Source organism: Streptomyces sp. NPDC058307, from assembly GCF_042880295.1.
Classification (GTDB): Bacteria; Actinomycetota; Actinomycetes; order Streptomycetales; family Streptomycetaceae; genus Streptomyces.
The window spans coordinates 81043-101384 of the sequence record NZ_JBHVYZ010000030.1 but is presented as its reverse complement, the minus strand read 5'-3'; the positions used below and the strand labels follow the sequence as shown (position 1 = coordinate 101384).

The window sequence follows — 20342 nt, the reverse complement described above, 5'->3', positions numbered from 1 at the left end:
ACTCTGTTGCCCGCGCACCGGCGGGCCCCCGCCGGGCCCGCCCCGGCCAGACTGGGGTCCCCCCCACGTCCGTGCGTGCGCGTGCCGGGTGGCCCCGGTCGGCTCACTTGCCCCTGGCCCTCCAGGACGCCCGCAGCCTCGGCGGCCACTTCCGCGTGTCCCGGGGCTCCACGTACGGCTCCTGGGTCGGCTCGGCCGCGCCGGAGGCGATCGCCCGCTCCCGGGCCAGTTCCGCGTCGAACTCCAGACCCAGCAGGATCGCCAGGTTCGTCAGCCAGAGCCACACCAGGAAGACGATGGCGCCGGCGAGGGTGCCGTAGGTCTTGTTGTAGGAGCCGAAGTTGGCGGCGTAGAGGGCGAATCCCGCGGAGGCGGCGAGCCAGACCAGGGTGGCGACGACACTGCCGGGGGAGATCCAACTGAAGCCTCGGCCACGGACGTTGGGGGCGGCCCAGTACAGCAGCCCGATCATCATGACGACCAGGAGCAGCAGCACCGGCCACTTGGCCACGCCCCAGATCGCGATCGCCGCGTCGCCGAACCCCACCGCCCTGCCCGCCCGTTCGGCCAACGGGCCCGTGAACACCACGATCAGCGCGCTCGCCGCCAGCATCAGCATCAGCGTCACGGTCAGGGCCAGCCGCAGCGGTGTCAGCTTCCACACCGGGCGGCCCTCGGGAAGGTCGTACACCGCGTTGGACGTGCGGATGAAGGCGGCGACGTACCCGGAGGCCGACCACAGGGCGGCCAGCAGTCCGAGGATCGCCAGGACACTGCCCGTGCCGCCGCTGTCGCCGAGCTGGACCACCGCGTCCCGCAGGATGTCCCGGGCCGGGCCCGGCGCGAGGTCCCCGATGTTGTCCAGGATCTTGTCCGTGGCACGCTGTCCCACCACGCCCAGCAGGGAGACCATCACCAGCAGGGCGGGAAACAGCGACAGGACGCCGTAGTACGTCAACGCCGCCGCACGGTCGGCGAGTTCGTCGTCCAGCAACTCCTTCGCCGTGCGCCGCAGTACCGCACGCCAGGCTCGCGCGGGCAACTCGGAGGGGCTGCTGGGCTGGTCGTCGGCCTGCTCGTCCATGGCGTGGCGGGTCTCCCGAAACCACCGTCCGAACCGCCGACTTGACCTGAATCGTGGTTGAGGTCGGAGGGTGGCCGGTATGACACGTCGTACCGATACTCACCCCGACCCGACCGGCCCTCGCGTCGGTGCCTCCTTCTTCAGTCACTGGCGGGTGGGCACCCCCCTGCGCCAGCGGCAGACCGTCGAGGCCGTCGCCACCGTCTGGGAGCGGCGGCCCTGGCCCGCCGACGGCCTGCTCGGCTATCACCTCTACAGCGGGCACGACACCGCCACCCTGATGCACTACTCGCAGTGGACGAGCGAGCAGGCCTACGAGGCCTTCGTCAAGACGCACCGGCAGGAGCGGGTGGACGAGATCGACACCGCCGTGCCGGGCATCGAGCGGCTGGGCCTCGGCCGCTACCGGCACTACCGCAGCGCCGTCCAGGACGGCGACCGGCGGGTTCCGGGCTGCATCGTGATCGTCGACGTCGAGTTCGACGGGCCCGACCCCGACCGGCAGCGCGCCTGGGTGGACGCCGTCCTCGGAGCGCTGGAGAGCGAGCCCAATCCGCACCCCGGCGGCATCAGCGCCCACTTCCACCTCAGCACCGACGGCACCCGCGTCCTCAACTACGCCGAGTGGGAGAGCGCCCAGGCACACCTCGACGCGCTCGCCGCGCGGGGGGACGGGATCGGCTCGGCCTCGGACCAGTGGGAGCGCGTGCAGACCTGGCCGGGGCTGAAGAGCAGCGTGGTCAGCCGCTACGACCACGCTCTCGGGCTGATTCCCGACTAGGGCACCCGCCGAACACTCGAACCGTCTGGACAAAAAAAGTGTTCGGTGAGACGGTTGACCCATGCTGGACGTCACCGTGATCGAGGACCCCGAGGCCGCAGCCGTCTCCCTGGACCCCATACGGGCGAGGCTGCTCGCCGAGCTGGCGGCCGGCCCCGCGTCGGCCGCCATGCTGGCCGGCAAGGTCGGGCTGCCCCGGCAGAAGGTGAACTACCACCTGAAGGCGCTGGAACGGCACGGCCTGGTCGAGCTCGCGGGGGAGCGCCGCAAGGGCAATGTCACCGAGCGGCTGATGCGGGCGACCGCGGCGTCGTACGTGATCTCACCGCTCGCCCTCGCCGCCGTGCAGCCCGACCCGGACCGCTTCCGCGACCAGCTCTCCGCGCGCTGGCTCCTCGCGCTGGGAGCCCGTCTGGTGCGGGACGTCGGCCAGTTGATCACCGGTGCGACGAAGGCCCGCAAGCGGCTGGCGACCTATGCGCTGGACGGCGAGGTGCGCTTCGCCTCGGCCGCCGAACGGGCCGCGTTCATCGAGGAGTTGACGGCTGGTGTCACCGGCCTGATCCGCAAGTACGACGCCCCGGACGCCGAGGGGGGTCGTGACCACCGGATCGTGGTGGCCGTCCATCCCACGCTCAAGCAGACCGAGTTGGAGTAGATCATGTCCCAAGAGTTCGAGATCGCCCGCGAGTTCGAGGTCGACGCTACCCCCGAGCAGGTGTGGGAGGCGATCACCACCGGAACCGGCGGCTATCTGTGGCCGATGGAGCCGCCCGAGCCCCGCGTCGGCGGCAGGGGCCCCTTCGGGTCCAGGGTCACCGCCTGGGACCCGCCGCACCGCTACACCAACCGGGTCGAGGACGTCGAGGGCATCTCCCAACAGTCCCTCAACCAGCTCGACTACACCGTCGAACCCCGTGACGAGGGCCGACGGGCCTGGGTGCGGTACGTCCACAGCGGGATCTTCGTCGACGACTGGGACAACCAGTACGACGGCGCCGCCAAGCACACCGACTTCTATCTGCACACCCTGCGCGAGTACCTGACCCACTTCGCGCCCCGCCCGGCCGCCTTCGCGACCTTCGACGGACCCGAGGCGTCCAAGGCGCCGGACGCCCTCGCCGTCGTGGGACGGGCCCTCGGCGTCGGCGAGGACGTGGCCGCCGGCACACATGTGACCGTCCACGGCCCGGACACCTTCGACGCCGTGGTCGACTTCCGCAACCCCTACTTCATCGGGCTGCGCACCGACCGGGGGCTCACCCGTGTCTTCGGGCGCAACCACTGGGGCCACTCGGTCGGCATCTCCCTGCACGACTTCTCGGCGGACGCCGACATCAAGGAGTGCGAGAACGAGTGGCAGGCCTGGCTGAACGGGGTGTTCAACCAGGCCTGACATCGCGGGGTGTCACGGCTTGAAGCGCAGCACCTGCGGGTCGTGGTCGCTGATCTGGTCGTGGAACTCCGAGTTGATGTGCACGCTGTCGTACTCGAAGTCGCAGCCGCGCCGGATCGACGGGCTGACCAGGATCTGGTCCAGGACCTGCTGGTTGCCCTGGTAGTCGTAGGTGTAACGCTCGCTCTTCGGCAGCGACTTGATCGCCGACCACAGCTCGCCGTCACCCTCCAGGATCTTCGCCGTGTCGGAGAACTCGAAGTCGTTGATGTCGCCGAGGGCGATGACGTCCGCGTTCTTCTGGGTGTCGAGGATGTCCTTGACGAAGGCGTTGACCAGCGTCGCCTGCTGGTGGCGCTGGATCTCCGAGCTGCGCGGCACCGGCTGGGTCGCCGAGGTCAGACCGAGGTCGCCGCCCTTGGAGTTGAGGTGGTTGGCGATCACGAAGACCGTGCGGCCCCGGAAGACGAACTCACCGGCCAGCGGCTTGCGGCTGGACTTCCAGGCGTCGTCAGCGGGGGCGACACGGCCCGGGGAAGCCGTCAGCTGCGCCTTGCCGTGGACCTTGGTGACGCCCACCGCCGTGGTGGCGTCGCCGCCCGCGCGGTCCGTGAAGGAGACCCGCTCCGGATTGAAGAGGAACACCTGACGGATGTTGCCGCCCGGCTCGCCGCCGTCGGTGTCGTTGGTCGGGTCGATCGAGCGCGACTCGTACCTCGGGCCGCCCGCCGCCACGATCGCGTCGATCAGCTTGTTCACCGTCACGTCGGCGGCGGTCGTGCCGTCGTCCTTCGCGCCGTTGTTGTCCTGGATCTCCTCCAGGGACACGATGTCGGGCGACTGCAGGTTGTTCACGATCGCGGAGGCGTGCTCCTCGAAGGTGGCGTCGGACGGGTCCAGGTTCTCGACGTTGTACGTCGCGACCGCGAGCTCCCCGTTCCGCTGCTTCTGCGTGGTCTCCCGTGCGAGGCCGGCGCTCTTGAGCGTGCCGATCTCGTTCGCCACCAGGGTGTAGCCACCGAACTGGTTGTAGTCCAGCGGGCCCGCGGTGGAGCCGGTGAGGACGTCACCGACGTTCGCGACGGGGAAGGCCGAGGTCGCGCCCAGCGACTGGATCTGCAGCCGTCCGGTGTTCTGCGAGCTGTAGGAGCCGTAGAGCGTGCCGCCCCGCGGGGTGGCGTTCTCGCGCGGCTTCACCGTCACCCACAGCTCGGTGTACGGGTCGCTCGCGCCGACCACGCGGGTGTCGGCGACCTTGACGTTCATGCCCTCCAGGGACTCGTAGTAGTCCAGGGCGTACTTCTTCGGCTGCAGCGTCAGTCCGTTGATCGAGTTGCCCGCGGCGGGGTCGCCCTCCGGGGCGTACGCGGCCGGCACCGACTTCGCGTCGATGACCGTGGCGGCGGGGACCGCGTTGCCGCTGGAGACGACCGTGACGGTCGGCTTGGTGATCTCGGTAACCGACTGGTTCCCGCTGGAGGTGCCACCCGGGACGTACTCCGAGACCGTGCCGGTGACCGTCACGGCGTCACCGACGGCGACCTTCGGGGCGGAGCTGGTGAAGACGAAGACGCCCTCACTGGTGGCCGGGTCGGCGTCGGGGTTCGGATCCTGGATCCAGAAGCCCTTGGAGGAGCCGTAGGTGCGCACACCGGTGACGATTCCGGCCACATCCGTGACCTTCTGACCGGCGTACGGGGATATCCGGGTCGCACCCTGGATGTCATGGATGCTCATCGCGGCCGCGTGGGCGGGCGAGACGAGGACGACGGTGGAGGCCGCGGACAGCGCGGCGACAGTGAGCGCGGCGAGACGCGCGGACTTCTTGTTCGGCAACGGGATCCCTCCGGGGACGAACGTAGGCGCCTGGGACGAGGGTGAACGTGGAACGGGGGAGCCGCGACCTGTGGGGCGGTGGCGACGCGCGTAGAAACTACAGTGAACAGATGTCCGCCGGATTTCTACGCGCGTCAATCTCCTGCCTGGTCAGTCCAGTTGTCAAGGTTTCAGCCATGTACGGACCCTGTCGGGGAGATGAACCGGGCGGCATAGGTGGATATCCGTCTACGCTGAGCGGCTGAGTGGCACGACGCGTCCTAGGAGAACCAGCCGATGTCAGACAGCTCCCCCCTGCCGCCAGTGCGGCTGCACCCCGAAGCGGAGCTGGCGCGGGACGCCCTGTCCACGCCGTTGCTCGCCCGGGCCGCCCGGCTCGCCCGCTGGGCCGGCGAGGACACGCGGGTCGACGCCGGGGGCGGACTCGTCGAGGAGCAGCTGCCCGCGGCGGCCGCGCACCTCCACCTGACCGGGGACGACGCGGCCGCCCACGCGAGCGAGGCCTGGCGGATCGCCGTCGACACCGGGCTCGTCGAGATCGTCGACGAGGAGGAGGGCACGGTCACCGCGGGCGCGGACCTGGCCCTGCTGTCCGGAGCCCCGCAGGACGTGCTCGCCGTGTGGCTGACCGCCCTGGAGACAGCGCTGGCCGACGCGAGCGTGCCGGATCTGGACGATCTGGTCGACGCCCTGGACGAGGGCGGCGAGGTCGATTTCGCCTCCCTGGACTGGGACCCGCAGGCCGAGCAGGAGTTCCTCGACGGCGTGCTCGGCAACCTCTACCTGCTCACGGTCAGCGCCGACGGCCCCGGCGACGGACCGGTACCCCTGCCCGCCCTGGCCGCGTCGATGATCGTGCCCAGCGACATGGGCGAGCCCACCAACGACGTCCTGGAGCAGGTGTCCGACGCGATGATGCGGCTGGACGACCAGTTCCGCATGCTGGAGCCGGTCGGGATCGTCGAGTACCAGCCCGTCGACGAGGCGCTGATGGCCGACACCGACGAGGAGCCCGCCGCGATCGTCGACGACACCGACGTCTCCCGGTACGGCATGGTCCGGCTGACCCCGCTCGGACTGTACGGGCTGCGCTCGCGGCTGCTGGAGGCCGGAACCCCGGCCCCGGCCGTCGGCGACCTCGCCGACAAGGGGGCGGACGCGCTGCTGGACGGGACCGCCGGCTTTCCTCCTTCCGCCGCCCAGGCCGAGACCGAGCAGTGGCTGGACCGGCGTGAACCTCTGGCAGCGGCGCGGGAGTTGCTGGCGGCGGCTCGGGGGAGCGACGCGGGGGCGCCGCTGCGGAGGCTGCGGTGTCAGCAGGCGCTGTCGTTGGTCGGCGCGGTGGCCGAGCCCGCGTTGCGGGAGGTCCTCGACGACCCCGAGCTGGGCGGCCTGGCCCGGGTCTGGCTGACCGAGAGCGGGTTCGGGGACGTGCCCGCGCCGTCCCAGGACCTGGTGTTCTGGCTGACCGTCGACACGATCGCCGCGCAGCTGGCCGCGGAGGGGAACTCCGAGGAGCTGCAGGGGCTGGTGGAGGGGCTGGCCCAGCAGCACGGTGGGTTCTTCGCGGCGGCCTGGCGGGTGGATCACCCGGCCACGGCGGATGTGCTGGAGGCGATGGGGCGGTTGCATCCGGACAAGCGGGTGGCGAAGGAGGCGCGGAAGGCGGCGTTCAAGGCGCGGTCGCAGCAAGGGGGTTGAGGGCGGATTGCGCGTGCGGGTTAGTTGTGGCTGGTCGCGCCGTTCCCCGCGCTCCTAAAGGGGCGCTTTTCCTGCCCTTTGTTGATTCATTGAAGTTGCTGCACTGAAGTCTCCTGGCGTTCAACCGGTGTTCAGATGTGGGCGGGAGCGTAGCGCCGACCCGAGGTCCGCCACCCTCCACGGCTTACCGACCGTCTCAGGAGACACCATGTCGCTCACCCGCAGGGACTTCGCCGCGAAATCCGCGATCACCGGGGCCGGTGTCGCCTTGGCGGGCAGTGTCGGCGCCCTCGCCACCGCCCCCAACGCGCTCGCGGCCACCGACGTCGAGGGCGCGGACGCGGAGGCCGCAGGCGCCCACCGCGGAGTCGGCTACGGCCCGTTGATCGCCGACCCCGAGGGCCTGCTCGCGCTGCCCGCCGGGTTCACGTACAAAGTCGTCACCTACAGTGGCAGGACGAAGCTGGAGTCGGGCGAGTTCACCCCCTCCAACCACGACGGTACGGCCACCTTCCGCGGCCCCCGCGGCGCGACCCTCCTGGTCAACAACCACGAGCTCAAGGGCCCGCGTGCCAACTGGCCCCACCCCGTGCCGCTCACCGAGGGCCTCGTCTACGACCCCGCCGCCTCCGGTGGCTGCACGGTCGTCGAGGTCCGCCACGGGCATGTCGCCGAGTGGGTCGGCATCGCCGGCACCTCCACCAACTGCGCGGGCGGCAGCACCCCTTGGGGCACCTGGCTCACCGGCGAGGAGACCGAGGACAAGGCCGGCCAGAACGGCATGACCAAGGACCACGGCTACATCTTCGAGGTCGACCCCGAGGACCGCCGCGCCAACCGCGACCCCAAGCCCGTCAAGGCGTTCGGCCGGTATGCCCACGAGGCGGTCGTCATCGACCCCAAGCGCGGCCACGCCTACCTGACCGAGGACGCTTCCGGCCCCAACGGCCTGCTCTTCCGCTGGACCCCGCCGACGGGCTTCCACCACGGCCGCGGCAAACTGCGCACCCTCGGCGCCGACGCGGGGGTCCTGCAGGCCTTCAAGTGCTTCGACTCCGGCGGCAAGTTCGTCGACGACCTCTCCCGCGCCACGAAGATCGGCACGGTGTACGGCGTCGACTGGGTCGACGTCCCCGACCGCGACGCCAGGACGGTCTCCGTCCGCAAGCAGTTCACCGACGGCCAGGTCACCCGCGCCCGCAAGCTCGAGGGCATGTGGTGGGGCGACGGCGGCGCGTACGTCGTCTCCTCGTACGCCCGTGAGGAGAGCCCCGTCCAGCACGACGGCCAGGTCTGGTTCTACGACCCCAAGCGCCGCACGCTGACCCTGAAGGTCCTCCTCGGAGTCAACCCCGACCCTTCCGTCGACGGCGCCTTCGACGGCCCGGACAACATCACCGTCTCCCCCTACGGCGGCCTCGTCATCGCCGAGGACGGCGAGGGCGTCCAGCACCTGTTCGGCGCCACGGAGAGCGGCCGCACCTACCCCATCGCCCGCAACGAACTGAACCAGGGCACCGAAGAGGAGCCCGAGTACAGCGAGTTCACCGGCGTCACCTTCTCGCCCGACGGAAAGACCCTGTACGCCAACATCCAGACCCCGGGGATCATGCTGGCGATCACGGGGCCGTGGAAGCGGCAGCGTCGCTGACGCTCCGTCCCTCGATCTAGTGACCTTCACCCGAAGGCACTGAACTCGCCACTCCATCGAAATATCGTTCCCTCATCGAACTGCTTGTTGGCCGAGGTGGGCGGGGGTTGTGAGAGTGCAAGCACAGGGAGGAATCGCCGTGGGGTCTCGGGTACGGCTTCCCGATGGCTCGGTGCGCGCGATCGAAGAGGTAGTGGCGCAACGCCTCCCTGTGCTTTCCTTCAGTAAGGAATGGGACTCCAGGCCAGTTCGGTATGGAGCGAATCAAGGACCACGCGACCATTCGGTTGGCGAGCTCGTCTCAAGTTCCCCCGATGCCTGGCAGGGGGGCGACCTGAGAGAGGTGCGCAGCGTCAGGTTCGTTTCCGGTCGCATTATTGAAGCTTCGCTGGACCAGCGTTGGATTACACAGCGACGAAAAGGGCGACAAGCTTGGGAGTGGAAACGAACCAGTGATCTGGTTCCAGGAGATCGAATCCTGTTTCCGCTGACGACTGGCCGCTTTGGATCAGAGGAGGAAGCTCGCGACGGATATTTTGTCGGTGCCATGCTCGGTGATGGCGGGATGACATCTTGCACGCCCGAATTTCATGGTGACCCTCTGGATGGTGCCGTGCAGTTCATGCGCGTGTTTGCTGCAGAACATGGGTGCGGTGTGCGTGAGATCCCGCAGGGGAGCATCGTCCGTGTACGGTTCCCTTTCCGGGCGGGTCATCGCAATCCCATCACGGATTGTCTCAGGCGTTTCGGTGTGTGGGGTCAGCGGTGCGACGAGAAGCAGCTCCCAGACCTGCGGTTGAGTCGCGAATTCTGGATCCTGTCGCTCGTGAAATCTCCACGATATTAATCGGCCGCCTAGGCGTTGGTCCGCCTTGCTGGGATTCTCAACCTTCGTATTGGATATAAGGCGCTCAAATTAAAAGGGCTGGCGCGTACGGTCGGTCATGTGGCTCCCGCAAAGAGTGAGATGCATGGGTACGACGAATCTGTGGCATTGGATCGGGTGAAAGACGTTTCGACGTCAGCGGTCCGACGGGTGTTCGGGGTGACGGTGAATCCCTCGTGTTTGTTCGTGGTCAATGGTCTTGTGGTGGGGGCGATGCTTGAGCCAGGTCCTGTGGCCCCGTGACGAATGGCACTGAGCGCCCTCTCCTTATGGTTAACGGAAAGGGCGCTCAGGATGGTCGGTTACTTCCGACCGCCGATCCGCTTTCGGATCGCCTTGATGAGCTTCTTGATCGCTTTGATGAGTTTCTTGTGGCGGTAGAGGATGGCTGCGATCACCATCAGAGCGGGGTACGCCACATCTCCGGATGTCACGATATGAATTTCCAGCATGAGTGCCTGTCCCGACATGTCGAAGGAAGGCCTCATGCCTGAGATCAAGGGGAGGGTTGTGCGCGAGCGAAGCTGACATCTAACATTTCAGTCCATGGAGGCCATACGACCGCTTGCCCGCACCCTTCTCCGCGACCGTGCCTACGCGTCCATCCGGGACGCCATCGTGGCCGGCGAGATCGAGCCCGGGGAGGTGGTGCGGGACGCCGATCTCGCCGAGCGGCTCGGGCTGTCGCGGGCGCCGGTGCGGGAGGCCTTCGCGCGGCTGGTCGACGAGGGGCTGCTGGAGAGCAAGCCGCAGAGCTACACCCGCGTGACGCAGGTCGTCGCCGCCGATGTGCGGGACGCCGCCGCCGTGGTCGGGGCCATGCACGAACTGGTCACACGGGTCGCGGTGCCCCGCCTGTTCGCCGCCGACATCGAGACGATGCGCGCGGCCAACGAACGGTTCGCTGCCGCCGTCACCGCCGGTGACGTGGACGAGGCCCTGCACGCCGACGACGCCCTGCACGACGTCCTCGTCCGTGTCAGTGGCAACCGCGCGGCAGCCGCCACCACCGCCCGCTACACCCCGCTCATCCGCCGGCTGGAGCGACGGCGCTTCGGCGAGGGCGGCAACTGCCGTTCGGCGGGGCTGCACGACCGGCTGATCGAGGCCTGCGCGGCCGGTGACGTGGACGAGGCGGTCCGGGTCACCGCGGAGATCTGGCGGGGCCTTGCCGAACTCGCCGACAGCGACTGAGCCCACAGCGACCCACCCGGGAGGTCCCCATGCCCCTTGCGTCCTACGACCGTTACCCCCTCCTCTTCGGACCGTCCCCCGTCCACCGCCTGGAGCGCCTCACCGCGCACCTCGGTGGTGCCGCCCTGTGGGCCAAGCGCGAGGACTGCAACTCCGGGATCGCGTACGGCGGCAACAAGACCCGCAAGCTGGAGTACCTCGTCGCGGACGCGCTCGCCAAGGGCTGCGACACGCTCGTCTCGATCGGCGGCGTCCAGTCCAACCACACCCGTCAGGTCGCCGCCTGCGCCGCTCGGGCCGGGCTCAAGTGCGTGCTGGTGCAGGAGAGTTGGGTGGACTGGCCGGACGCCGTCTACGACAAGGTCGGCAACATCCTGATCAGCCGGCTCGCCGGAGCCGACGTACGGCTGGTGAAGGCCGGGTTCGGGATCGGGTTCAAGGAGAGCTGGGAGCAGGCGCTCAGGGATGTCGAGGAGGGCGGAGGCAAGCCGTACGCCATCCCCGCCGGAGCCTCCGACCACCCGCTCGGGGGCCTCGGATTCGCCGCTTGGGCATACGAAGTGGTCGACCAGGAGCGCGAGTTGGGCGTCTTCTTCGACACGGTCGTGGTCTGCTCGGTGACCGGGTCCACCCAGGCCGGCATGGTCGCCGGGTTCCGGGCGCTGGAGGAGGCGGGCGGCCGGCCCCGGCGCGTGCTGGGCATCGACGCCTCCGCCAAGCCCGTCGCCACCCGGGAGCAGATCGCGCGGATCGCCCACCGCACCGGGCAACTCATCGGCGTGCGCAAGGAGTTGACCGAGGAGGACGTAGAGCTGGACGAGCGGTACCACGCGGGCGTGTACGGCATCCCCGACGAGACCACGCTGGAGGCGATGCGTCTCGCCGCCCGCACCGAGGGGATGGTCACCGACCCCGTGTACGAGGGCAAGTCCATGGCCGGGATGATCGACCTCGTCGGGCGCGGGGAGATCGGCCCCGACTCCACCGTGCTCTACGCCCATCTCGGCGGGCAGCCGGCGCTCAACGGGTACAGCGCGTTGTTCTAGCGTGGGTAGGGTCCGGGCATGGGGAAGCGCGAAGTCGTTCCGGAGAAGGTGGCCTGGGTTGTGGTGCGTGACGGGCGGGTGCTGGTGACACGCGACCGTGGTCTGGATGTCTTCTACTTCCCGGGCGGGAAGCGGGAGCCGGGCGAGTCCGACGCCGAGACCTTGGCGCGCGAGATCACCGAGGAACTACGGTCCCGGGTCGATACGGCCACGATGGTGCACGTCGGTACCTTCGAGACGCGGAGGGAGGGCGACGGAGGCATCGAGTTCCGGATGATCTGCTACACCGCCGAGTACACCGGTCCGCTGGTCGCCTCGAGCGAGATCGCGGAGTCGGACTGGTTCGGCTACGGCGATCGTGCGCGCGTCTCGCCGGTGGACCAGATGGTGTTCGACGCGCTGCACGCCTCCGGCCAACTGCCCTGAGGGGAAGGAGTACCCGGATGACGCAGGTCAGGCCCATGCGTGCGGACGCTCGACGCAACTACGAGCGGCTGCTGAAGGTGGCGGCGGAGGCCTTCGCCGAGCATGGGGAGGGTGCGTCGCTGGACGACATCGCCAAGCGGGCCGGTGTGGGGTCCGGGACGCTGTACCGGCACTTCCCCACGCGGCAGGCCTTGTTGGAGGCGGCGTATGTGGACCGCGTCGCGGGGTTCGCACGGCGTGCCGACGAGCTCGCGGAAAAGTTTCCGCCGGGGGAGGCGCTGGCGGAGTGGCTGTACGAGCTGTGCGTCGGGACGATCCAGGTGCGGGGGCTGAAGACGCTGCTGGGGTCCGCGATGGCGGACGGGAGCGAAGCGGTGCTCACGGTGTGCGGGACGCATGTGCGGGGGGCGGCGACGCGGCTGGTGTCGGCGGCGCAGCAGGAAGGATCACTGCGGGGGGATGTCGAGCCGATCGAGCTGCTCCGGCTGGCCCACGGGGTGGCGGGGGCGGCGGAACTGGCAGACGGGGGCGGGGAGTCGATCCGGCGCTATCTGACGCTGCTCACGGAGGGGCTGCAGGCGTAGGGGTGGCGTACGGATGTGCCTCGCGATGTCGTCCTGCGGCAGCGGCCGTGTTGTGGCTGGTCGCGCGCCGCTGCGGAGCCGCTGATGTCACATCCCCGCGCCCCCTGGGTGGGTGCTGTCAACGTCTGTCTGGCTGTACCCACCCAGGGGCGCAGGGACCTGCTAGAGCGCTTGCGCCGCCGGTTTCACCATTCCCCTCACCGTGCGGGACTTCACGAAGTCGCCGATCGCCGTCATCTCCCACTCGCCGGAGAACTGCTTGATCAGCTTGGCCATCATCACGCCCGTCTGCGCCTCCGCGTTGGTGAGGTCGAAGCGGACCAGTTCCTCTCCGCTCGCGGCGTCGATGAGGCGGCAGTACGCCTTGGCGACCTCCGTGAACTTCTGCCCGGAGAAGGAGTTGACGGTGAAGACGAGACCGGTGACCTCCTGGGGGAGCCGGCCGAGGTCCACGACGATCACCTCGTCGTCACCGCCGCCCTCACCCGTGAGGTTGTCGCCGGAGTGCTTGATCGCGCCGCCGACGATGGACAGCTTGCCGAAGTAGCAGCTGTCGATGTGGTTGCGCTGCGGGCCGTAGGCGATGACCGACGCGTCGAGGTCGATGTCCTTGCCGCGGTACGCCGGCTCCCAGCCGAGCCCCATCTTGACCTGGGAGAGAAGGGGACGACCGCCCTTGACCAGGGAGACGGTCTGGTTCTTCTGGAGGCTGACGCGACCCTTGTCGAGGTTGATCTTCCCGGCACCGGGCGCGGGAGCGGGCGGAGCCGGGGGCGCGGCGGGCGCCGGCGGCGCGGCGAGCCGCGGGTCGACAGCCGGGGCGGGCGGGGCCACCGGGGTCTGCACGGTGGGCGCGACCGGCGGAGCCACCGGTGTCGGGGCGGGTGTCGCGGCGGGCGTGGGTGCCGGTTCCTCCACCGTCACGCCGAAGTCCGTCGCGATCCCGGCCAGTCCGTTGGCGTACCCCTGCCCCACCGCCCGGGCCTTCCAGGCGCCGTTGCGCAGGTAGACCTCCACGATCACCAGCGCCGTCTCGGTGCCGAGCTGCGGCGGCGTGAACGTGGCCAGCACGCTGTTGTCGTCCGCGTTGCGGATCGTGGCCGTCGGTTCGATGCCCTGGAAGGTCTGGCCCGCGGCGTCCGGGCTGGCGGTGACGACGATCTTCTCGATGCCGGGCGGTACGGCCGACGTGTCGACGGTGATCGCGTCGGGGGCCGTACCGCCGCCCGAGCGGTACGTCACCCCCGGCCCTGAGGGCTGGTTGTAGAAGATGAAGTCGTCGTCGGAGCGCACCTTGCCGTCGGCGGTGAGCAGCAGGCCCGATACGTCGAGGCGCACGGGCGCGGCGACGTCCACCGTCACGCGGGCGGCGGACAGGGGGATGTTCGAGCCGGGGGTCATAGCTGTCATGCCCCGTGAACGATCGGGCCCACTTTGCCGTTCCCTTACCCGACGGCCAAATGGGGACCGAATCGAGCGCGAACGACCCCGCCGGGCTAAGGCACCACCACGATCTTCCGTCCCACTCCCGCCGCGAACTGCTCCAGGGCCTCCGGATACCGGTCCAGGGGGACGCGGTCGCTGATGAAGATCTCCGGGTCCAGGACACCGTTCGCGAACAGCTCCGCCGCCCGCTCGAAGCTGTGCAGGACGGCCATGGAGCCCGTGATCGTGATCTCCTGGTTGTAGATGCGGTACGGGTCGATCGTCACCCTCGTCGCGTAGTCGGCCACGCCGAACTGGAGGAAGGTGCCCGCCTTGGCCACCCGGTCCAGGCCGTCCTGGATCGCCGCCGCGTTGCCCGTCGCATCGATGACCAGGTCCCAGCCCTGGGGACGGTCCAGCTCGTCCGGGTTCGCGGCGGACGCCGACACGCCGAGGCTGCGGGCCGTCTCCAGGCGGGCCGGGTTCACGTCCACCATGTCCACGCTCGCAGCCCCGGTCCGCTTGGCCAGCTCCAGCATCATCAGGCCCATCGTCCCGGAGCCGTAGATCAGGACATGGGCGCCCAGGCGGGACTGGAGGACGTCGTAACCCCGGACCGCGCAGGACAACGGCTCCACCAGTGCCGCGTCCTGCGTACGGACGTGTTCCGGCAGCCGTACGCAGTTGGCCACCGGCGCGACGGCGTACTGCGCCGCGCCACCCGCCGTCGTGACGCCGATCGCGGCCCAGCGTTCGCAGAGGTTGTTGTGGCCCGTACGGCATTGCCGGCACTCGTGGCAGTACAGGGACGGGTCCACCGCGACCCGGTCGCCCACCGCGAGCTCGGTGACCTGGGTGCCGACCCCGACCACCGCGCCCGCGAACTCGTGGCCCGGCACGATCGGCAGCTTGGGCGCGAACTCGCCCTGGAGGATGTGCAGGTCGGTGCCGCACAGGCCGCACGCGGCGACCTCGACGACGACCTCGCGCGGGCCCGGCGTCGGGTCCGGGACCTCGGTGACGACGGCACGGCCCGCGGACTCGATGACGGCGGCCTTCATTTCACGGCTCCCAGTGACAGGCCCTGGACCAGTTTGTCCTGGGCGGCGAACCCCGCGGCGAGCACCGGCAGGGAGATGACTAGCGACGCGGCGCACACCTTGGCCAGGAACAGGCCCTGGCTGGTGATGAAGCCGGTCAGGAAGACGGGGGCGGTCTCGGCCACCACACCGGTCAGCACCCTTGCGAACAGCAGTTCGTTCCAGCTGAAGATGAAGCAGATCAGGGCGGTCGCCGCGATGCCGGGCAGGGCGATCGGGGCCACCACGCGCGCGAGGATCGTCGGGAGGCTGGCGCCGTCCACACGCGCGGCCTCGATCACGGCCACCGGAACCTCGGCGAGGAAGGACTGCATCATCCAGACGGCGATCGGCAGGTTCATCGACGTGTAGAGGATGACCAGCAGCCAGATGTTGTCGAGCATGCCGGTGTTCTTCGCGAACAGGTAGATGGGGAGCAGGCCCGCCACCACCGGGAGCATCTTCGTCGACAGGAAGAAGAACAGGACGTCCGTCCACTTCTTCACCGGGCGGATGGAGAGGGCGTAGGCCGCGGGGAGGGCCAGGAGCAGGACGAAGAGGGTCGAGGCGAGTGAGGCGACCGTCGAGTTGATCAGCGCCGGCCAGGGGCTCGCGCCGCCGCCCGTGCCGAAGAACTCGCGGTAGCCGTCCAGGGTGAGGGCGGCGCCGAAGGAGGGCGGGTTGGTGGCCGCGTCCGTCTCCGAGTGGAAGGACGTCAGGGCCATCCAGGCGATCGGCAGGAAGAAGACGATCCCCAGCAGCCAGGCCACCAGCCCGAGGCCGGCACCCTTGCGCGGTACGGCTCCCTTGCGCGCTACGGCTCCTTGGTGCTTTGCGGCGATGGTGCTCATGCCCGGCCGACCTCCTCACGGAACAGGGACGACACGACGCGCAGGGCGAAGGTCGCGATGACGATCGAGCCGATGACGACCAGGACGCCGGCGGCCGAGGCGAGGCCGTTCTCGTGGGCCTGGTAGAAGCTCTGGTAGACGGTGTAGGGGAGGTTGGCGGTGCCGAGGCCGCCGGAGGTGATCGTGAAGACCGCGTCGAAGTTCTGGACGATGTAGATCGAACCCAGCAGGGCGCCCAGCTCCAGGTACCGGCGCAGATGCGGGAGGGTCAGATAGCGGAAGATCTGCCAGTCGCTCGCGCCGTCCACCCGCGCGGCCTCCATCTGCTGCTGGTCGCGGCTCTGCAGGCCGGCCAGCAGGATGAGCATCATGAACGGGGTCCACTGCCAGACCAGGGAGGCCTCGACGGCGAGCAGCGGGGTGTTGGAGATCCAGTCCGGCTGTGGGCCGCCCACATAGTGCAACAACCCGTTGAGCAGGCCGTATTCAGGGTTGTAGAGCACGTGTTTCCAGAGCAGTGCTGCTGCCACCGGGACCACCAGGAAGGGTGCGATCAGCAGGGTGCGGACCACGCCCCGGCCCTTGAAGCGGCGGTCGAGGAGCAGGGCCAGGAGTAGTCCGAGGACCAGGCTGACCAGGACCACCGTCACCGTCAGCAGGACCGTCGTCCACACCGAGTGGCGCAGGTCCGCGTCGGTGAGGACGTCCTTGTAGTTGTCGACGCCGGTGAAGTGACGGGCCTTGGGATAGAGGGAGTTCCAGTCGAAGAACGAGATCACCACCGTGGCCACGAACGGCAGCTGGGTGACCACGATCATGAAGATCAGGGCGGGGAGCAGCGGGCCGCGGGTGGCCCAGGCGCGGAGGCGGGCCTTCGACGGGTCCGCGGTACGTACGGTCGCAGTGGCCGGCGGGGCCACGGTTGTCGCGGTCATCGTCCCTCGTACTCCTCGGAGATCTTCTCGGCGAGCTGCTGCGACTTCTTCAGGGCCGACTCGACGGACTGGCGTCCGGCGATGGCCGCGCTGATCTCCTGGGAGACCCGGGTGCCGAGATCGGTGAACTCGGGGATGCCGACGAACTGGATGCCGGGCGCGGGGCGCGGCTGCACTCCCGGGTCGTTGGGCCGGGCCTGCTCGATGGCCTCCTTGGTCATCTCCTGGAAGGCGGCGGCCTCTTTGACGTAGGCGGGGTTGGTGTACGTCGACGCCCGTTTGCCGGCCGGCACGTCGGCCCAGCCGACCTGGTCGCCGACCAGCTGCTCGTACTGCTTGCCGGAGGCCCAGGAGACGAACTTCCAGGCCTTGTCGGGGTTGCGGGAGGCGTCCTGGATGCCCCAGGCCCAGGTGTAGAGCCAGCCGGAGGACTTCGTCTCCTCGGCGGGGGCGGGGGCGTAGCCCACCTTGCCCTTGACCGGGGAGCCCTTGGCCTCCAGGGAACCGGCCGCGGAGGTGGCGTCGTACCACATGGCGACCTTGCCCTGGGTCATGTTGTTGAGGCACTCGGCGAAGCCGGACTGGGCGGCGCCGGACTCGCCGTGCTCACGGACCAGGCCGACATAGAACTTCACCGCCTTCTCGAACTCGGGGGAGTCGAGGCGGGCCTTCCAGCCCTTGTCGAACCAGGTGCCGCCGAAGGTGTTCACGACCGTGGTGAGCGGGGCCATGACCTCGCCCCAGCCGGGCAGGCCGCGCAGACAGATCCCCTTCATGCCGGACTCGGCGCCGTCCGCCTTCGCGGCCAGGTGGGCGACCTGCGTCCAGGTGGGGTGGGCCGGCATCGTCAGGCCCTTCTTCTCGAAGACGTCCTTGCGGTACATCAGGAAGGACGACTCGCCGTAGAAGGGCTGGCCGTAGAGCTTGCCGTCGTCGCCGGTCAGCGACTGGCGCATCGGGGCCAGGACGTCCTTCTCGTCGTACGACGGGTCCTTGGCCACGTACGAGTTCATCTCGTGCAGCCAGCCGTTGCGGGCGTAGATGGGGATCTCGTAGTTGGACAGGGTCGCCACGTCGTACTGGCCCGCCTGGTTGGCGAAGTCCTGGCTGATCTTGTCGCGGACGTCGTTCTCGGGCAGGACGGTGAAGTTGACCTTGATCCCGGTCTCCTTGGTGAAGTGGGCCCGGGTCAGCTTCTGCAACTCGGTCATCTGGGGGTTGTTGACCATCAGGACGTTGATGGCGTCACCGCCCGACCCCGCCCCGCCGGCTCCGACCCAGCAGCCGGAGAGCAACGGGGCGAGCAGCGTCCCTGCGGCGGCCATGGCGAGCGTGGCTCGCGGTGGCCGTCGTCGGCTCTGGGTTCGCATGGATCGCTCCTGGACATAGAGGGACATAAAGGGTGTCTTGCGGCACAAAAAACCTGCTGACCGAGCCGGTTCGAGAGTCAGACCCGGATGACCTGGGGGCCCAGCAGTGAGTACCGGTGGGCCTCGGACGAGGGCAGCAGCGTGCTCGTCACGATCGTCTCCAGCGCGCCGATCTCCGCGAAACGGCAGAAGCTGACCGCGCCGAACTTGGTGTGCACGCCGGCGAACACCGTGCGGCGCGCGGCCCGGATCGCCTGTGCCTTGACCTCGCTCACCGCGGGGTCGGGGGTGGTGAGGCCGTGTTCGCGGGAGATGCCGTTGGCGCCGATGTAGGCGAGGTCGAGGACGAAGCCGGCCAGCATCTTGGTCGTCCAGTGGTCGACGGTCGCCAGGGTGCCGGGGCGGACCCGGCCGCCGAGCAGCAGGACGGAGGTGTTCTCGGCCTCGGCGAGGGCTCCCGCGACCGGCAGGGAGGCGGTGACCACGGTCAGCGGCCGGTCCCTCGGCAGGGCCTCGGCGATGAGCTGCGGGGTGAAGCCCTCGTCGACGAAGACCGTCTCGGCGTCCCCGAGCAGTTCGGCAGCGGCGGCCGCGACCCGGCGCTTCTCGGGCACATGGCTGGTGGCCCGGAAGGCGAGCGTGGTCTCGAACCCGGCGCTCTCCACGGGGTAGGCGCCGCCGTGCGTACGGCGGACCAGGCCGTGCTCCTCCAGGGCGCGGAGGTCTCGGCGCACGGTTTCCTTGGCCACGCCGAGTTGGGTGGCGAGGGTGTTGACGTCGACGGCGCCTGTGGTGCGGGCGGCTTGCACGATGTGCCGCTGGCGGTCTTCTGCGGTGCTGGTCATTCGGTCACCTGCCCTCCCTGTCGTGCTGCCCGTTCGGGCCGTATGCAGGAAGTTGTACAGCGGGCCTGGGGTGGTGACCAGGTCTGTTGCGGCGGAGATCGTGTCCGTGTGTGCCCGTTCGGGCGGAGCGGGCCTACTGGCTCGGGTTGTGCGGTTGTGTGGCGGCTGCGGGCTCGTTGTGGCTGGTCGCGCAGTTCCCCGCGCCCCTGATTGTGCGCTTCGCGCGGCAATCAGCGGCTGTTGTCCGTGCCCGGATATGCTTGCGGGCGGGCCCGTTCGGTGCCCGCCCGCCATGACGCCGGGGTGTCAGTACGGCCAGATCGGCGGGTCCGTCACGAACTGGCCGCCCAGGTAGGCGTGGCCCTCGTTGCCGTCCTGGAGTTCGCCCTGTTCGGCGATGAGCTTCTCGGCGTAGGGCTCGGAGTCGTCCTGCGGGTCGTAGCCGAGGGACCGTGCGGTGGTCAGGTCCCACCACAGGCGGGTGTTGGCGGAGGAGCCGTAGACCACGGTGTGGCCGACGTCCTCGGCGGTCAGGGCCGCGTGGAGGAGGCGGGCGCCGTCGGCCGGGCTCATCCACACCGAGAGCATGCGCACGCTGGTGGGCTCGGCGAAGCAGGAGCCGATGCGCACGGAGACGGTCTCCAGACCGTGCTTGTCCCAGTAGAACTGCGCGAGGTCCTCGCCGAAGGACTTGGACAGGCCGTAGAAGGTGTCCGGGCGGCGCGGGATGTCGACCGGGATCAGCGCGTCGTCGCCCCGCGGGCGCGGGGTGTAGCCGACGGCGTGGTTGGAGGAGGCGAAGACGATCCGTCCGACGCCCTCCGCGTGCGCGGCCTCGTACAGGTTGTAGGTGCCCTCGATGTTCGCCTTCAGGATCTTCTCGAAGGGGGCTTCCAGGGAGATGCCCGCGAGGTGGATGATCGCGTCGACGCCCCGCACCGCCTCGCGCACTGCGTCCTTGTCGGCGAGGTCGGCGACGATCGCGTCCGGCTCGCCCTCGACGGGTCGCAGATCGAGCAGGCGCAGGTCGTAGCCGTAGGCCGGGAGCAGATCCCGCATCAGGGTGCCGAGCCCGCCGGCGGCGCCGGTGAGCAGAACGGTACGGGGAGCGGGCATTCTCGGGTCTCCTTGGGGCGACGGCCGTATGAGTGCACGGTATTCACATTCGTGGACAAGCTAAGGATCATTGCCCTGCGTCGTCAAGGGTGGCGCGACCGATGTTCATAAATATAAACTCCGATCAGAATCCCGC

The 20342-nt window shown here is 69.3% G+C and carries 19 protein-coding genes; 9 read left to right on the top strand and 10 right to left on the bottom strand.

What is annotated here, in order from left to right:
• Nucleotides 1-103: 103 nt before the first annotated feature.
• On the bottom strand, nucleotides 104-1084 hold the full coding sequence (locus ACFVYN_RS22315) for a YihY/virulence factor BrkB family protein (protein ID WP_390001146.1): 981 nt from the start codon (nucleotides 1082-1084) through the stop codon (nucleotides 104-106).
• Nucleotides 1085-1163: 79 nt separating this feature from the next.
• Here ACFVYN_RS22315 and ACFVYN_RS22310 point away from each other — a divergent pair, with 79 nt between their 5' ends.
• The 3 genes from ACFVYN_RS22310 to ACFVYN_RS22300 all read left to right on the top strand — a co-directional run bounded on the left by ACFVYN_RS22310 (nucleotide 1164) and on the right by ACFVYN_RS22300 (nucleotide 3261).
• Nucleotides 1164-1865, top strand: a complete 702-nt coding sequence (locus ACFVYN_RS22310) for an antibiotic biosynthesis monooxygenase (protein ID WP_390001145.1) — start codon at nucleotides 1164-1166, stop codon at nucleotides 1863-1865.
• A 61-nt stretch (nucleotides 1866-1926) separates the two neighbouring features.
• Nucleotides 1927-2523 (top strand): ArsR/SmtB family transcription factor, encoded by a 597-nt coding sequence (locus ACFVYN_RS22305; RefSeq protein ID WP_390001143.1) that lies wholly within the window; start codon nucleotides 1927-1929, stop codon nucleotides 2521-2523.
• Nucleotides 2524-2526: 3 nt separating this feature from the next.
• Nucleotides 2527-3261 carry an SRPBCC domain-containing protein gene (locus ACFVYN_RS22300; RefSeq protein ID WP_390001141.1) on the top strand — a complete coding sequence of 245 codons (735 nt, stop codon included), beginning with the start codon at nucleotides 2527-2529 and terminating at the stop codon, nucleotides 3259-3261.
• Between the two features lie 12 nt (nucleotides 3262-3273).
• Here the strand turns inward: ACFVYN_RS22300 and ACFVYN_RS22295 are convergent, their stop codons facing one another.
• On the bottom strand, nucleotides 3274-5097 hold the full coding sequence (locus ACFVYN_RS22295; RefSeq protein ID WP_390001140.1) for an endonuclease/exonuclease/phosphatase family protein: 1824 nt from the start codon (nucleotides 5095-5097) through the stop codon (nucleotides 3274-3276).
• Between the two features lie 276 nt (nucleotides 5098-5373).
• On the opposite strand from ACFVYN_RS22295, the gene ACFVYN_RS22290 reads away from it, so the two are divergent.
• Together ACFVYN_RS22290 and ACFVYN_RS22285 are read left to right on the top strand one after the other, a co-directional pair.
• Complete coding sequence (locus ACFVYN_RS22290) at nucleotides 5374-6798, top strand: hypothetical protein (protein WP_390001139.1); 1425 nt, start codon at nucleotides 5374-5376, stop codon at nucleotides 6796-6798.
• Between the two features lie 208 nt (nucleotides 6799-7006).
• Entirely contained in the window at nucleotides 7007-8449 is a 1443-nt protein-coding gene (locus ACFVYN_RS22285; protein WP_390001138.1) for an alkaline phosphatase PhoX, read from the top strand.
• Nucleotides 8450-9637: 1188 nt separating this feature from the next.
• Here ACFVYN_RS22285 and ACFVYN_RS22280 read toward each other — a convergent pair.
• The gene (locus ACFVYN_RS22280) at nucleotides 9638-9769 is read right to left on the bottom strand and encodes a hypothetical protein (protein ID WP_390001137.1); all 132 of its coding nucleotides are present in this window, start codon (nucleotides 9767-9769) and stop codon (nucleotides 9638-9640) included.
• A gap of 112 nt (nucleotides 9770-9881) precedes the next feature.
• Here ACFVYN_RS22280 and ACFVYN_RS22275 point away from each other — a divergent pair, with 112 nt between their 5' ends.
• The 4 genes from ACFVYN_RS22275 to ACFVYN_RS22260 are packed head-to-tail and all read left to right on the top strand — an operon-like array spanning nucleotide 9882 to nucleotide 12585.
• Nucleotides 9882-10529 carry a GntR family transcriptional regulator gene (locus ACFVYN_RS22275; RefSeq protein ID WP_390001136.1) on the top strand — a complete coding sequence of 216 codons (648 nt, stop codon included), beginning with the start codon at nucleotides 9882-9884 and terminating at the stop codon, nucleotides 10527-10529.
• 29 nt (nucleotides 10530-10558) lie between these two features.
• Complete coding sequence (locus ACFVYN_RS22270) at nucleotides 10559-11575, top strand: 1-aminocyclopropane-1-carboxylate deaminase (protein WP_390001135.1); 1017 nt, start codon at nucleotides 10559-10561, stop codon at nucleotides 11573-11575.
• 18 nt (nucleotides 11576-11593) lie between these two features.
• On the top strand, nucleotides 11594-12001 hold the full coding sequence (locus ACFVYN_RS22265) for an NUDIX domain-containing protein (RefSeq protein WP_390001133.1): 408 nt from the start codon (nucleotides 11594-11596) through the stop codon (nucleotides 11999-12001).
• 17 nt (nucleotides 12002-12018) lie between these two features.
• Nucleotides 12019-12585, top strand: a complete 567-nt coding sequence (locus tag ACFVYN_RS22260) for a TetR/AcrR family transcriptional regulator (RefSeq protein WP_390001131.1) — start codon at nucleotides 12019-12021, stop codon at nucleotides 12583-12585.
• A gap of 162 nt (nucleotides 12586-12747) precedes the next feature.
• Here ACFVYN_RS22260 and ACFVYN_RS22255 read toward each other — a convergent pair whose 3' ends face one another.
• From ACFVYN_RS22255 to ACFVYN_RS22225, 7 genes are all read right to left on the bottom strand, one after another.
• Nucleotides 12748-13986, bottom strand: a complete 1239-nt coding sequence (locus ACFVYN_RS22255; protein ID WP_390001153.1) for a TerD family protein — start codon at nucleotides 13984-13986, stop codon at nucleotides 12748-12750.
• A 95-nt stretch (nucleotides 13987-14081) separates the two neighbouring features.
• Complete coding sequence (locus ACFVYN_RS22250) at nucleotides 14082-15071, bottom strand: zinc-dependent alcohol dehydrogenase family protein (RefSeq protein ID WP_390001130.1); 990 nt, start codon at nucleotides 15069-15071, stop codon at nucleotides 14082-14084.
• Nucleotides 15068-15940, bottom strand: coding sequence for a carbohydrate ABC transporter permease (locus ACFVYN_RS22245; protein ID WP_390001128.1), 873 nt, complete (start codon nucleotides 15938-15940; stop codon nucleotides 15068-15070). Before ACFVYN_RS22245 ends, ACFVYN_RS22250 begins: the two co-directional genes overlap by 4 nt.
• Nucleotides 15937-16875 carry a carbohydrate ABC transporter permease gene (locus tag ACFVYN_RS22240; RefSeq protein ID WP_390001126.1) on the bottom strand — a complete coding sequence of 313 codons (939 nt, stop codon included), beginning with the start codon at nucleotides 16873-16875 and terminating at the stop codon, nucleotides 15937-15939. The genes ACFVYN_RS22245 and ACFVYN_RS22240 overlap by 4 nt, the downstream gene beginning before the upstream one ends.
• Entirely contained in the window at nucleotides 16872-18245 is a 1374-nt protein-coding gene (locus ACFVYN_RS22235; RefSeq protein ID WP_390001124.1) for an ABC transporter substrate-binding protein, read from the bottom strand. Before ACFVYN_RS22235 ends, ACFVYN_RS22240 begins: the two co-directional genes overlap by 4 nt.
• 77 nt (nucleotides 18246-18322) lie before the next feature.
• A complete protein-coding gene (locus ACFVYN_RS22230) occupies nucleotides 18323-19090 on the bottom strand; it encodes a DeoR/GlpR family DNA-binding transcription regulator (protein WP_390001123.1) in 768 nt (255 codons plus the stop codon).
• Between the two features lie 306 nt (nucleotides 19091-19396).
• Nucleotides 19397-20206 (bottom strand): NAD-dependent epimerase/dehydratase family protein, encoded by an 810-nt coding sequence (locus ACFVYN_RS22225; RefSeq protein ID WP_390001121.1) that lies wholly within the window; start codon nucleotides 20204-20206, stop codon nucleotides 19397-19399.
• Nucleotides 20207-20342: the final 136 nt, after the last annotated feature.

Coding starts and splice junctions, on each gene's coding strand:
- ACFVYN_RS22290 (WP_390001139.1), top strand. CDS start 5,374: ATGTCAGACAGCTCCCCCCTGCCGCCAGTGCGGCTGCACCCCGAAGCG.
- ACFVYN_RS22265 (WP_390001133.1), top strand. CDS start 11,594: ATGGGGAAGCGCGAAGTCGTTCCGGAGAAGGTGGCCTGGGTTGTGGTG.
- ACFVYN_RS22240 (WP_390001126.1), bottom strand. CDS start 16,875: ATGACCGCGACAACCGTGGCCCCGCCGGCCACTGCGACCGTACGTACC.
- ACFVYN_RS22260 (WP_390001131.1), top strand. CDS start 12,019: ATGACGCAGGTCAGGCCCATGCGTGCGGACGCTCGACGCAACTACGAG.
- ACFVYN_RS22245 (WP_390001128.1), bottom strand. CDS start 15,940: ATGAGCACCATCGCCGCAAAGCACCAAGGAGCCGTAGCGCGCAAGGGA.
- ACFVYN_RS22305 (WP_390001143.1), top strand. CDS start 1,927: ATGCTGGACGTCACCGTGATCGAGGACCCCGAGGCCGCAGCCGTCTCC.
- ACFVYN_RS22310 (WP_390001145.1), top strand. CDS start 1,164: ATGACACGTCGTACCGATACTCACCCCGACCCGACCGGCCCTCGCGTC.
- ACFVYN_RS22225 (WP_390001121.1), bottom strand. CDS start 20,206: ATGCCCGCTCCCCGTACCGTTCTGCTCACCGGCGCCGCCGGCGGGCTC.
- ACFVYN_RS22255 (WP_390001153.1), bottom strand. CDS start 13,986: ATGACCCCCGGCTCGAACATCCCCCTGTCCGCCGCCCGCGTGACGGTG.
- ACFVYN_RS22285 (WP_390001138.1), top strand. CDS start 7,007: ATGTCGCTCACCCGCAGGGACTTCGCCGCGAAATCCGCGATCACCGGG.
- ACFVYN_RS22230 (WP_390001123.1), bottom strand. CDS start 19,090: ATGACCAGCACCGCAGAAGACCGCCAGCGGCACATCGTGCAAGCCGCC.
- ACFVYN_RS22270 (WP_390001135.1), top strand. CDS start 10,559: ATGCCCCTTGCGTCCTACGACCGTTACCCCCTCCTCTTCGGACCGTCC.
- ACFVYN_RS22235 (WP_390001124.1), bottom strand. CDS start 18,245: ATGCGAACCCAGAGCCGACGACGGCCACCGCGAGCCACGCTCGCCATG.
- ACFVYN_RS22315 (WP_390001146.1), bottom strand. CDS start 1,084: ATGGACGAGCAGGCCGACGACCAGCCCAGCAGCCCCTCCGAGTTGCCC.
- ACFVYN_RS22300 (WP_390001141.1), top strand. CDS start 2,527: ATGTCCCAAGAGTTCGAGATCGCCCGCGAGTTCGAGGTCGACGCTACC.
- ACFVYN_RS22250 (WP_390001130.1), bottom strand. CDS start 15,071: ATGAAGGCCGCCGTCATCGAGTCCGCGGGCCGTGCCGTCGTCACCGAG.
- ACFVYN_RS22275 (WP_390001136.1), top strand. CDS start 9,882: ATGGAGGCCATACGACCGCTTGCCCGCACCCTTCTCCGCGACCGTGCC.